The sequence below is a fragment of the Burkholderia sp. BCC0322 genome (assembly GCF_902833045.1).
GTDB lineage: Bacteria > Pseudomonadota > Gammaproteobacteria > Burkholderiales > Burkholderiaceae > Burkholderia.
This window is the reverse complement of the sequence record NZ_CADFDU010000010.1, coordinates 191,397-203,962: the sequence shown is the minus strand read 5'-3', so window position 1 is coordinate 203,962 and position 12,566 is coordinate 191,397. Positions and strand designations below refer to the sequence as shown.

General features: G+C 68.0%; 8 protein-coding genes. 5 read left to right on the top strand and 3 right to left on the bottom strand.

The annotated features are described in order from the left end of the window. The first annotated feature begins 122 nt into the window (after positions 1 to 122). The 4 genes from HWX39_RS25565 (at position 123) to argE (ending at position 3,817) form a co-directional block, all read left to right on the top strand. Complete coding sequence (locus HWX39_RS25565) at positions 123 to 1,463, top strand: NAD(P)/FAD-dependent oxidoreductase (RefSeq protein WP_175970579.1); 1,341 nt, start codon at positions 123 to 125, stop codon at positions 1,461 to 1,463. 74 nt (positions 1,464 to 1,537) lie between these two features. After that, entirely contained in the window at positions 1,538 to 1,975 is a 438-nt protein-coding gene (locus HWX39_RS25560) for a RidA family protein (RefSeq protein WP_175970578.1), read from the top strand. A gap of 8 nt (positions 1,976 to 1,983) precedes the next feature. Next, the gene (locus HWX39_RS25555) at positions 1,984 to 2,661 is read left to right on the top strand and encodes a DUF1028 domain-containing protein (RefSeq protein ID WP_175970577.1); all 678 of its coding nucleotides are present in this window, start codon (positions 1,984 to 1,986) and stop codon (positions 2,659 to 2,661) included. Beyond that, positions 2,654 to 3,817 (top strand): acetylornithine deacetylase, encoded by a 1,164-nt coding sequence (argE, locus tag HWX39_RS25550; protein ID WP_175970576.1) that lies wholly within the window; start codon positions 2,654 to 2,656, stop codon positions 3,815 to 3,817. Before HWX39_RS25555 ends, argE begins: the two co-directional genes overlap by 8 nt. Before the next feature lie 59 nt (positions 3,818 to 3,876). Here argE and HWX39_RS25545 read toward each other — a convergent pair whose 3' ends face one another. Continuing rightward, on the bottom strand, positions 3,877 to 4,800 hold the full coding sequence (locus HWX39_RS25545; protein WP_175970575.1) for a LysR substrate-binding domain-containing protein: 924 nt from the start codon (positions 4,798 to 4,800) through the stop codon (positions 3,877 to 3,879). Positions 4,801 to 5,186: 386 nt separating this feature from the next. On the opposite strand from HWX39_RS25545, the gene HWX39_RS25540 reads away from it, so the two are divergent. After that, positions 5,187 to 6,608 carry a cytosine permease gene (locus HWX39_RS25540; RefSeq protein WP_175970574.1) on the top strand — a complete coding sequence of 474 codons (1,422 nt, stop codon included), beginning with the start codon at positions 5,187 to 5,189 and terminating at the stop codon, positions 6,606 to 6,608. Between the two features lie 132 nt (positions 6,609 to 6,740). Here HWX39_RS25540 and HWX39_RS25535 read toward each other — a convergent pair whose 3' ends face one another. Continuing rightward, entirely contained in the window at positions 6,741 to 9,020 is a 2,280-nt protein-coding gene (locus HWX39_RS25535) for an FdhF/YdeP family oxidoreductase (protein WP_175970573.1), read from the bottom strand. 125 nt (positions 9,021 to 9,145) lie between these two features. After that, complete coding sequence (locus HWX39_RS25530; protein ID WP_175970572.1) at positions 9,146 to 11,995, bottom strand: AAA family ATPase; 2,850 nt, start codon at positions 11,993 to 11,995, stop codon at positions 9,146 to 9,148. Between the last annotated feature and the right edge of the window lie 571 nt (positions 11,996 to 12,566).

Sequence of the window (12,566 nt, the reverse complement as noted above, 5' to 3'; positions counted from 1 at the left end):
GCTCATCAACAACGACAAAAATCATCATTTCGCCCCCGGCGGGGTGTCAGCAGAATGTCTCCATTCCAACTCGTGCGGCAGCAAGAACGTCGCATCGAGCCGCACTTCAGAAGGAGACAGCCGTGGCAGTCGAAACAACCTCAATCGATACGCTCGTCGTCGGCGCCGGACAGGCCGGCGTGGCCATGAGCGAGCACCTGGGCAAGCTGGGCGTGCCGCATCTCGTGCTGGAGCGCAGCCGCATCGCCGAACGCTGGCGCACGGGGCGCTGGGATTCGCTGGTCGCGAACGGCCCTGCGTGGCACGATCGCTTCCCCGGCCTCGAATTCGACGGCCTCGATCCTGACGCGTTCGCATCGAAAGACCAGGTCGCCGACTACTTCGAAGCGTATGCGCGCAAGTTCGCCGCGCCGATTCGCACCGGCGTCGAGGTGACGAAGGTCGTGCGCAATACGGGCAAGCCGGGTTTCATCGTCGAGACGTCCGATGGCACGATCGAGGCGAACCGCGTGGTCGTCGCGACCGGGCCGTTCCAGCGCCCGGTGATTCCGCCGATCGCGCCGGACGATGCGCGCCTCGTGCAGCTCCATTCCGCCGACTATCGCAACCCGGGCCAGCTTCCGGACGGGGCGGTGCTGGTGGTCGGCGCGGGATCGTCGGGCGTGCAGATCGCCGACGAGCTGCAGCGCGCGGGCCGGCAGGTGTACCTGTCGGTCGGCCCGCACGATCGCCCGCCGCGTGCGTATCGCGGCCGCGACTTCTGCTGGTGGCTCGGCGTGCTCGGCGAATGGGACAAGGAAGTCGCGACGCCCGGCCGCGAACACGTGACGATCGCGGTGAGCGGCGCGCGCGGCGGCCATACCGTGGATTTCCGCAGGCTGGCGAACCAGGGCGTGACGCTCGTCGGGCTGACGAAGTCGTTCGACGGCGGCGTGGCCGTGTTCGAGCGCGACCTGGCGATCAATCTCGCACGCGGCGACGAGAACTACCTGTCGCTGCTCGACTCCGCCGATGCCTATGCGGCACGCAACGGCCTCGACCTGCCGGAAGAGCCCGACGCGCGCCGCATCCTGCCGAACCCCGACTGCGTCGCGCATCCGATCCTCGCGCTCGACCTTGCCGGCGCGGGCGTCACGTCGATCATCTGGGCGACCGGCTACGCGGTCGACTACGACTGGCTGAAGGTCGACGCGTTCGCCGACAACGGCAAGCCGCAGCACCAGCGCGGCGTGTCGAAGGAGCCGGGCATCTATTTTCTCGGGCTGCCGTGGCTGTCGCGGCGCGGCTCCAGCTTCATCTGGGGCGTGTGGCACGACGCGCGGCATATCGCCGATCACATCGCGATCCAGCGCACCTACCTCGCATACCACCATGCATCGCAGCGCCGCTCGGCCTCGCACGCGGAGCAGGACGGCGTCGCGGCGCACGCCGACGCGCAACCGCTTGCCGTCGCGGTGAACTGACGAACCCGTGCCGCCTGCCGCACCGCGTGTGCATCCGGTGCGGCGGCGTGACCTCCGACAACCGAAGGATTTCGATGAGCCAACCCACCCATACCCGTATCCGCATGTTCAACACGAAGGATACCTACCCGAACCAGACGCTCGACAACGACCTGTGCCAGGCCGTGCGGGCGGGCAATACCGTCTACGTGCGCGGCCAGGTCGGCACCGATTTCGACGGCAACCTGATCGGCCTCGGCGACGCGCGCGCGCAGGCCGGGCAGGCGATGAAGAACGTCAAGCAGCTGCTGGAGGAAGCCGGCAGCGACCTCACGCACATCGTGAAGACGACGACCTACCTGATCGACCCGCGCTATCGCGAGCCGGTGTACCAGGAAGTCGGCAAGTGGCTGAAGGGCGTGTTTCCGATCTCGACGGGGCTCGTCGTGTCCGCGCTCGGCCAGCCGCAATGGCTGATGGAAATCGACGTGATCGCCGTGATCCCGGACCACTGGCAGCCGAACCGCGCATAGGAGGCGACATGACTTTCTCGATCGTCGGGCGTTGCCCGGAGACGGGCCAGCTCGGCATCGCGATCAGCTCGTCGAGCATCGCGGTGGGCGCGCGCTGCCCGTGGGTGCGCGCAGGCGTCGGCGCCGTCGCGACGCAGAACATCACGCTGCCGGCGCTTGGGCCCCAGATCCTCGACCTGGTCGAGCACGAACAGCTCGCGCCCGGCGCGGCGCTCGACCGTGCGCTCAGCGCGAACGGCTGGAGCCAGTACCGGCAGGTCACGGTGATCGACGGGCAGGGGCAGACGGCGTGCTTCACCGGCAAGGAAGCGCTCGGCACGCATCACGCGGTGCAGGGCGAGCAATGCGTGGCGGCCGGCAACCTGCTGGCCGCGCCGGCCGTGATCGACGCGATGGTGCGTGCCTTCGAACAGGCGCCCGGCCTGCTCGCCGAGCGCCTGCTGGCCGCGATGCACGCGGCGATGGCGGCCGGCGGCGAGGCGGGGCCGGTGCATTCGGCCGCGCTGAAGGTGGCCGGCGACGTGACCTGGCCGATCGTCGACCTGCGCGTCGACTGGGCCGATGCCGATCCGATCGGGCAGCTCGATGCGCTGTGGCAGGCTTATCGGCCGCAGATGCAGGACTACCAGACGCGCGCGCTGAACCCGACTGCCGCACCGCGCTACGGAGTGCCGGGCGATGAGTGAACCGTCGAGCCGTGCGCTGCTCGAGCGGCTGATCGGTTTCGCGACGGTCAGCCGCGATTCGAACCTCGAGATGATCGGCTTCATCCGCGACTATCTCGCGGGCTTCGGCATCGAGAGCGAGCTGTTCTACAACGCGCAACGCACGAAGGCGAGCCTGTACGCGACGATCGGGCCGCGCGATCGCGGCGGCATCGCGCTGTCGGGCCATACCGACGTGGTGCCGGTCGACGGGCAGGCGTGGACGGTCGAGCCGTTCCGGCTGATCGAGCGCGACGGCCGGCTGTACGGCCGCGGCACGGCCGACATGAAGGGCTTCATCGCGTCGGTGCTCGCGGCCGTACCGACATTCGTCGCACGGCCGCTGAGCGTGCCCGTGCATCTCGCGTTCTCGTACGACGAGGAAGTCGGCTGTCTCGGCGTGCGGCCGATGCTCGCGGAACTGGCCGCGCGCGAGCACCGGCCGCGCCTGTGCCTGATCGGCGAGCCGACGGAACTGAAGCCGGTGCTCGGTCACAAGGGCAAGCTCGCGATGCGCTGCCACGTGAAGGGCGCCGCGTGCCACTCTGCGTATGCGCCGTCGGGTGTCAACGCGATCGACTACGCGGCGAAGCTGATCGGCCGGCTCGGCGAGATCGGTGCGGCGCTCGCGCGGCCCGAACGGCACGACGCACGATTCGACCCGCCGTTCTCGACCGTGCAGACCGGGCTGATCAAGGGCGGCCGCGCGCTGAACATCGTGCCGGCCGAATGCGAATTCGATTTCGAGGTGCGGGCGCTGCCGGATTTCGATGCGCACGACGTGCCGAGGAAGCTGCAGGCCTATGCGGAATCCGAACTGTTGCCGAGGATGCGTGCGGTGCAGCCCGATACCGATATCCAATTGCAGCCGCTGGGTGCGTATCCGGGGCTCGCGACCGCGCCGGACAGCGAGGCCGCACGCCTGCTCGCGATGCTGACCGGCTCCGACGCATTCGGCACGGTGGCGTTCGGCACCGAGGGCGGGCTGTTCGGCCAGGCCGGCATTCCGACCGTGGTATGCGGGCCCGGCAGCATGGACCAGGGACACAAGCCCGACGAGTTCGTCACGCTCGACCAGCTCCACGGCTGCGACGCGATGCTGGGGCGTCTCGCCGCGCATCTCGCTGCGGCCGCCTGAACCGCCGAGCGGCCGACCCGCACGCACCGCATTCCGCGGCGCGTGCGTTTTCCTGTTCCTTATCGCGCCGATTCCGCGGCGATCCGCGCGAGCCGCTCGCGGCAGAAATCGACGAACGACTGCGCCTGCTTCGTGAGTTGCCCGCGTTTCAGCCGCGCGCTCACGAGCCCCGACGGGCTCACCGTTTCGCTGAGGCCGATCGTCACGACCCGCTGGCCGTCGTACGTGTATTCGGAATGCGGGCGCGTGACGAGCAGCGAGAAGCCGAACCCCTGGCCGACCATCCCGCGCACCATCTCGATCGACGGCGACCCGAACACGATGTTCGGCGTGAGCCCAAGCTCATGAAACAGGCTGACGAAATACGTGCGGCTCGGCTGCACGTCGAGCAGGATCATCGGCTCGACACAGAGGTCGCGCAGCGATACGTGCGTCTGGCCCGCGAACCGGTGATTTTCCGGCAGCAGCACGTAGGGCTGTTGCGGCGGCATCAGCGGCTCGGTCTCGATCGTGCCGTCGAGATCGTGGTCGTACATGAGCGCGAGATCGAACGTGCCGGACGTCAGGCCCTGCACGAGTTCCTGCTGGTCGCCGTCGCGCAGCCGGATGTTGACGCCCGGATAGCGCTCGCGGAACCCCGCGATCAGTTGCGGCAGATAGAGCGGCGCGACCGTCTCGAAGCAGCCGATGTCGATTTGCCCGGTGATCACGTCGTTGTCGGCAAGCGCGTTCTGTTCGAACTCGTGCGCGATGCGCAACAGCTCCTGCGCTTTCCGGTAGAAGCGCGTGCCGCTCGGGGTCAACGACACGCCCTGCGCGTGATGGCGGATGAACAGCTTCACGCCGAAGCTTTCCTCGAGCCCCTTGATCGCGCTGGAGATCGACGGCTGCGCGATGAAGAGCTGGCGCGAGGCCTCGGCGACGCTGCCCGATTCCACCGTCGTCACGAAGTATTTCAGTTGCCGCAAAGTGTAGTGAGCCACAAGCACCTCTGATGCACGGCCCCGGCGTGCCGCCGCGGGCGCAATCTGTCCATGGTTTTGCGTAGCACCTTACCTGAAAGCCCCCCGGCGCCGGTATTCCCGCTGCAGAGCTTTTTCGTATGTCCCGGAAATATTTTTAGTATTTTCCGGCCGCGAGGGTCGTGGCGCACCATCGTCTCCAACCTGGATCACGACGAGGCCGCGCACGCACTGGCGGGACAAGGCATCCGTCCCCGCATGCGCATCGTCCGCTTCGTTCGACACCGCCGCGCGTGCAAGCGGTGCGTCGTCGCTCGCGTATCCGGACCCGATTGCAGGCGCGCACCCCGACGCGCGCCGGCTGACACGGCAAGCGCGCATCGCCGCGCAGGACAGGAGACCTCACCATGACGAACGTGGACCCCAACGCGTCCCCGATGATAGAGAAACACACGATCGGCTACGTGCCGCCCGCGGAGCGCCACGGCAAGGTGCGCGACCTGTTTACGCTCTGGTTCGGCGGCAACATCGCGCCGCTGCCGATCGTGACCGGCGCGCTCGGCGTGCAGCTCTTCCACCTGAACCTGATGTGGGGCATCGTCGCGATCGTCGTCGGCCAGGCGGTCGGCGGCGTGCTGATGGCGCTGCATTCGGCGCAGGGGCCGCAGATGGGCATCCCGCAGATGATCCAGAGCCGCGCGCAGTTCGGTTCGTGGGGCGCGCTGCTCGTGACCGTGATCGCGGCCGTGATGTACGTCGGCTTCTTCGCATCGAACATCGTGCTTGCCGGCAAGTCGGTGCACGGCATCGCGTCGTCGGTGCCGGTGCCCGTCGGCATCGTGATCGGCGCGGTGGGCTCGGGATTGATCGGCATCGTCGGCTACCGGTTCATCCACATCCTGAACCGGATCGGCACGTGGGTGCTCGGCATCGGGATCCTGGTCGGCTTCTGGATGATCCTCACGCACGTGTCGACCGACGATTTCCTGACGCGCGGCGGCTTCAACTTCGCCGGATGGCTCGCGACGGTGTCGCTGTCGGCGTTGTGGCAGATCGCGTTCGCGCCGTACGTGTCGGACTATTCGCGCTATCTGCCGGAAAACGTCGGCGTGGCGTCGACGTTCTGGGCGACCTACCTCGGCTGCACGATCGGCTCGACGCTCGCGTTCATCTTCGGCGCGGTCGCGGTGCTCGCGGTGCCGGCCGGCGCGGACGCGATGGATGCGGTCAAGCAGGCGACGGGCCCGCTCGGCCCGCTGATGCTCGTGCTGTTCCTGCTGAGCGTGATCAGCCACAACGCGCTGAACCTGTACGGCGCGGTGCTCGCGGTGATCACGTCGGTGCAGACGTTCGCGTACAAGTGGATTCCGACCGCGAAGGCGCGTGCGGTGGTGTCGGTCGTGATTTTCGTCGCGTGCTGCTACGCGGCGATCGGCGCGTCGACGAACTTCGTCGGCAACCTCGTCGATCTGGTGCTCGCGCTGCTGGTCGTGCTGGTGCCGTGGACGGCGATCAACCTGATCGACTTTTACGTGATCCACAAGGGCAAGTACGACATCCAGTCGATCTTCATGGCCGACGGCGGGATCTACGGCCGCTTCAACCCGCAGGCGCTGCTCGCGTATGCGATCGGCATCCTCGTGCAGATTCCGTTCATGAACACGCCGATGTATGCGGGCCCGATTCCCGCGCATCTCGGCGGCGCGGACCTGTCGTGGCTCGTGGGGCTCGCGCTGACGTCGCCGCTGTACTACTGGCTCGCGACGCGCGACAGCGCGTATCGGCGCCGGCAGACGGGCGCGACGATGCCGCCGACGGCGGCGCGGTGAGCGGGGCGTTTTCGACGCGGAACAGGAAGCGTCGGGCCACCGCATCGGTGGCGATGCGGTGGCCCGTGGAAGCGCTTCGGCATGACGAGGGCAGGCTCGCGGCCGGCGACGCGCCGCCAGCCTGCCCGCGCATCAAACCACCGCCGAGCGCGCGACGCGCACCGGCACCGACTTGTACGACGGCGTGCCGCTTTCCTTGTCGATGTAGTCGAGCGGCACGAGCACGTTCGCTTCCGGGTAGTACGCGCCGACCGACCCCGGCGCGATGTCGTACTCGATCGCGGTGATCTTCTCGAGACGCAGCGTGCGGCCCGACGCGGTGATCGTTTCGATGTCGACGAGGTCGCCGTGTTCGAGCCCGTACTTCGCGAGATCCGCCGGGTTCATGAACAGCACGTCGCGCCGCCCGAACACGCCGCGATAGCGGTCGTCGAGCCCGTAGATCGTCGTGTTGTACTGGTCGTGGCTGCGCAGCGTGATCAGCCGCAGCACCTGCTCGGCGCCGAGCACGTCGGCATCCTCCTTCACGCCCTTGTAGACCGAGAACATCGCCTTGCCGGTCGGCGTCGGCCACACGCGTTCGGTGGGCGGCAGCGGCAGGCGGAAGCCGCCCGGCGTGCGGATGCGCTCGTTGAACGCCTCGAAGCCGGGCACCGTGCGGTCGATCAGGTCGCGGATGCGGTCGTAGTCGGCGATCAGGTCGAGCCATGCGACCTTGCTCGCCGGCAGCGTCGCATGCGCGATCCCCGCGACGATCGCGGGCTCCGAGCGCAACTGGTCTGACGCCGGCTTGAGCTTGCCGGCCGACGCGTGCACCATCGACATCGAATCCTCGACGGTGATCGACTGCCGGCCGGTGGCCTGCATGTCGAGTTCGGTGCGGCCGAGCACCGGCAGGATGAAGGTTTCCTTCGCGACCAGCAGGTGCGAGCGGTTCAGCTTGGTGCCGAGATGCACGCTCAGGTCGAGCTTGGCCATCGCCGGGAACGACTGCTCCGGATCGGGCAGCGCGACCGCGAAGTTGCCGCCGAGGCACAGCAGCGCCTTCGCGGTGCCGTCGATCATCGCCTGCATCGCCTGCACGGCGTCATGCCCGTGATGCGCGGGCGGCGTGAAGCCGCACACGTCCTCGATCTTTTTCAGGAACTCGGCCGACGGCTTCTCGGTGATGCCGACCGTGCGGTTGCCCTGGACGTTCGAATGGCCGCGCAGCGGGCACACGCCGGCGCCGGGCTTGCCGATGTTGCCGCGCATCAGCAGCAGGTCGGCGATCAGGCGCACGGTTGCCGTGCCCTTGTTGTGCTGCGTGACGCCCATTCCGTACGTGATGATCGTCGCGTTCGACTTCGCGTAGGCGAGCGCGACCTGTTCGAGCTGCGCCTGGCTGAGTCCGCTTGCGCGCTCGATGTCGTCCCACGACGTGGCGACGAGGTCGGCCGAGAACGCATCGAAGCCGTCGGTGTGCTGCGCGATGAAGTCGCGATCGAGCACGTCGCCGCGTTCGGCTTCCAGCTGCAGCAGCGCCTTCATGATGCCCTTCAGCGCGGCCGCGTCGCCGCCGGCGTCGACCTGGTAGTACGTCGAGGCGATCCGCGTCGAGCCGAACGACGCCATCTCGATCATGTCCTGCGGATCGGCGAAGCGTTCGAGCGCGCGCTCGCGCAGCGGGTTGAACACGATGATCGGCACGTTGCGCCGGGAGCACTCGTGCAGCGTGCCCATCATCCGCGGGTGGTTCGTGCCGGGGTTGTGGCCGATCGAGATGATCAGCTCGCAGTGGTCGAAGTCCTCCAGCGATACGGTGCCCTTGCCGATGCCGATCGACTGCGGCAGGCCGACGCTGGTCGGCTCGTGGCACATGTTCGAGCAGTCGGGGAAGTTGTTGGTGCCGAGCTCGCGCGCGAACAGCTGGTACAGGAACGCGGCTTCGTTCGATGCGCGGCCGGACGTATAGAACTCGACCTGGTCGGGCGGCAGCGCGCGCAGCACTTCACCGATGCGCGCGAACGCATCGTCCCATTCGATCGCACGGAACGTGTCGGTCGCGCGGTCGTAGACGAGCGGATGCGTGAGCCGGCCCATGTTCTCCAGCTCGTAGTCCGACATGCGCAGCAGCGACGACACGGGGTTCGCCGCGAAGAACTCGGGCGTCACGCGCTTGGTCGTCGCTTCCCACGTGACGGCCTTCGCGCCGTTCTCGCAGAACTGGAACGTCGACTTGTGTTCCTTGTCGGGCCACGCACAGCCGGGGCAGTCGAAGCCGTCGGGCTGGTTGGTCCGCATCAGCACGATCGGCGCCTCGATGGTTTCCATCTGCGTGCGCACCGCATCGGCTGTCGCGCGAAGCGCGCCCCAACCACCTGCGGGCCCGTCGTACTTCCTGATGCCTGGCACTTCGCGTCGATTTGTCATGTGAATCTCCATCAGCCGGTCCCGATGCGGGCGGCTCGGTTTGCGCCGTGTCGCGGCGTGGGGCGGCTCCGTCCGGTGGACGGAGCCGGTCATGCGTGCTCCGGGCGTGCGGGGCTCGCGGGATTTCAGTGCGCCGCCTTCTTCGCGCCGGACGGCTTCTTGCCGGACGGTTTCGCGGCGGGTGCGGGCGGCGGCGCGTCGGCAGGCGTGTCGCCCGTCTTCGCATCGTCGCCTGCCTTGGCCGCCTTGCCGTTCGGTTTCGCGTTGCCGCCGGCGTCCTGCTTCGCGTCCTTCGTGTCCTTCGCTTCCGGTGCGGCGAGCTTGTTGAATTTCACTTCGTCGCTGTCCTTGTCGTAGTCGACTTCGACGCGGTCGCCGGACTTCAGCCGGTCGGCGAGGATCTCCTTCGCGAGCTTGGTCTCGATGGTCTGACGGATCTGGCGCTTCAGCTCGCGTGCGCCGAACTCCGGCTGGTAGCCGGCTTCGGTCAGGTGCTCGACGAGCGCATCGCCCATCACGAGCGTGATGTCCTGCGCGGCGGCCGTGCGCACCACACGGTCGAGCTGGATCTGCACGATCGCGCGGATGTTCTCCTTCGACAGCGCATGGAAGACGATCACCTCGTCGATCCGGTTCAGGAACTCGGGGCGGAAATGGCCCTTCAGCACCTGCATCAGTTCCTCTCGGATCGCCTTGTCGGTCTTGCGCGCGGCTTCCGGTTGCGTGAGGTTGTCCATGATGATCGCCGCGCCGAGGTTGCTCGTCGCGATGATGATCGTGTTGCTGAAGTCGACCACGCGGCCCTTGCCGTCGGTCAGGCGGCCGTCGTCGAATACCTGCAGCAGCACGTTGTAGACGTCCGGATGCGCCTTCTCGATCTCGTCGAGCAGGATCACGCTGTACGGGCGGCGCCGCACGCGTTCGGTGAGCTGGCCGCCTTCGTCGTAGCCGACGTAGCCGGGCGGCGCGCCGATCAGCCGCGCGACCGCGTGCCGCTCCATGTACTCGGACATGTCGATGCGGATGATCGCCTGCTCGTCGCCGAACACGGTCTCGGCGAGCGCCTTCGCGAGCTCGGTCTTGCCGACGCCCGTCGGCCCGAGGAACAGGAACGTCGCGATCGGCCGGTGCGTCTGGCCGAGCCCCGCGCGCGACAGCCGCACCGCATCGCTGACGGCGACCACCGCATCGTTCTGACCGACCACGCGCTCGCGCAGCTGCTCCTCCATCTTCAGCAGCTTCTGGCGTTCTTCCTGCGTGAGTTCGGACACGGGAATGCCGGTCAGCCGCGACACGACCTCGGCCACCGATTCGACCGTCACCTCCAGCGTCTCGGAGCCGGTCTTGCGCTGCCACGCCTCCATCTTTTCATCGACCGTCTTCTGCTTCGCGTTGATCTGCTCCTCGAACTGCTTCGCTTCGTCGAAGCGCTTGCGCGACGTTGCGTAGTCCTGCTCGCGCTTGAGCTGCGCGATCTGCGCTTCGCCTTCCTGGATGTCGGCCGGGCGCGACGTGGCGCCGATCCGCACGCGCGCGGCGGCCTGGTCGATCAGGTCGATCGCCTTGTCTGGGAGGAAGCGCGACGTGATGTAGCGATCGGCGAATTCCGCGGCCGCGACGAATGCGTCGTCGGCGAACGTCACCTGGTGGTGCGCCTCGAGGCTGTCGCGCAGCCCGCGCAGGATCACGATCGTCTGCTCGACGCTCGGCTCCGGCACGAACACCGGCTGGAAGCGCCGTTCGAGCGCGGCGTCCTTCTCGATGTACTTCTGGTATTCGTTGAGCGTCGTCGCGCCGATCAGGCTCAGCTCGCCGCGCGCGAGCGCGGGCTTCAGCACGTTCGCGATATCGAGGCCGCCTTCGCCGCCGCCCTGACCCGCGCCGACGATCGTGTGCAGCTCGTCGATGAACAGGATCAGTTCGTCCTGCTTCGCAGTGACTTCGTCGATCAGCTGCTTCGCGCGCTCCTCGAATTCGCCGCGATACTTCGCGCCGGCCACCATCGAGTTGATGTTGACCTCGACGAGCCGCTTGTCGCGCAGCACCTCGGGCACGTCGCCGTTGACGATCCGCTGCGCGAGCCCTTCGACGATCGCCGTCTTGCCGACGCCCGGCTCGCCGATCAGCACCGGGTTGTTCTTCTTGCGGCGCGCGAGCACCTCGATCGTGCTCTCGATTTCCTGCGCGCGGCCGAGCACCGGGTCGAGCTTGCCCTGGCGTGCGATCGCGGTGAGGTCGCGGCCGAACTTGTCGAGGTTCGGCGTGCCGGTCGGCGCATCGACGCGGCCGTCTTCCGCGCCTTTGCCGACCACCTTCACGACTTTCTGGCGCAGCGCCTCGGGCGTCACGCCGTATTTCTTCAGCAGCGTGCCGGCGATGCTGTCCGGCACCGATGCGAGCCCGATCAGCAGGTGCTCGGGGCCGATATACGAGTGGCCGAGATCGCGCGACGCCTGGAACGCGTATTGCACGGCTTTCTTCACGCGCGGCGAGATCGACAGCTTGTCGAGCGGCGCATCGGGGGCGGCCGTGCCGGTGTGCGCATGCTCGTCGATATACGACTTGATGTCCTGCGGCGACAGCTTCAGTTCCTTCAGCAGTGCGGCGCACACGTCGGTGTCCGCGAGCGCGTAAAGCAGGTGTTCGGAATCGAGCTCGTTGCGGCGCAGCTCATGCGCCTTCTCGGCCGCGCGCTGCAGCAGCTCCAGCGTCTGCTCGCTGAATGCGTCGGTCGGATCGACCGATTCGCGCGGCACCTCGGCGGCGAGCGGCGCTTCGTCGTCGAGCCCGCCGAACAGCGACGACGAGCCGCCACCGCCCAGCAGCGAATCGAACGGGTTCAGCATGCTCTGATGCCGCATCAGCTGGCGGAAGTGGTAATCGCAGATCGAGATCGTCTTGCGCTCGCCGTCCTGCATCACGGTTGCGCGCGCGACGGCCGGCCGGGCGTGACAGATATCGCAAAGTGCGGGCATGGTGGTCTGGCTCCTGTCGGTGAAAGTGGGTCGAAGGGTGACGTCCCGATGCGGTGCGGCGCTTGGGCGCATTCCGACCGCGAACGCACGACGCGCGGCACGGCGGCGCGCGGGCGGCGCCGGTGCGGTCACGCAGCGCGCGCCGGCGTCGTGCACGGCCGCGGTCAGGGCGGCAAGCGTGCGTGCCGGGTGGAGCCCACGGCATCGCTTCGACTGCGTTCAAAATAGCGAATCGGCGCAGGCCATCCAAGACACAGTTCCGCCGCGGCCCGGCCGCGAATTGCACCCTCGCATGCGTTCGTGCCCGGGCGGCAAGGAGTACAGACGGGCGGGCGCGCGGCGGCACGGGCATGCGCGGCGGGCGTGGCGTGTGATGGCAGGACGCGGGAGCGGGCTGGGCGCGATCGGATCGCGGTGCGACATCGGCGCGCAGGGCGCCGGTTGCCGGTGGGGAGGCGGCGATGCGGGAGGGCATGCGCGGCGCAAGCGCCGCAGCGCAGGTGTGCCGCGACCGGCCAGGCGCGACCCCGCACGCACCGCAGACGATGCGTGTGTGGCGGCCGGAGGCGAG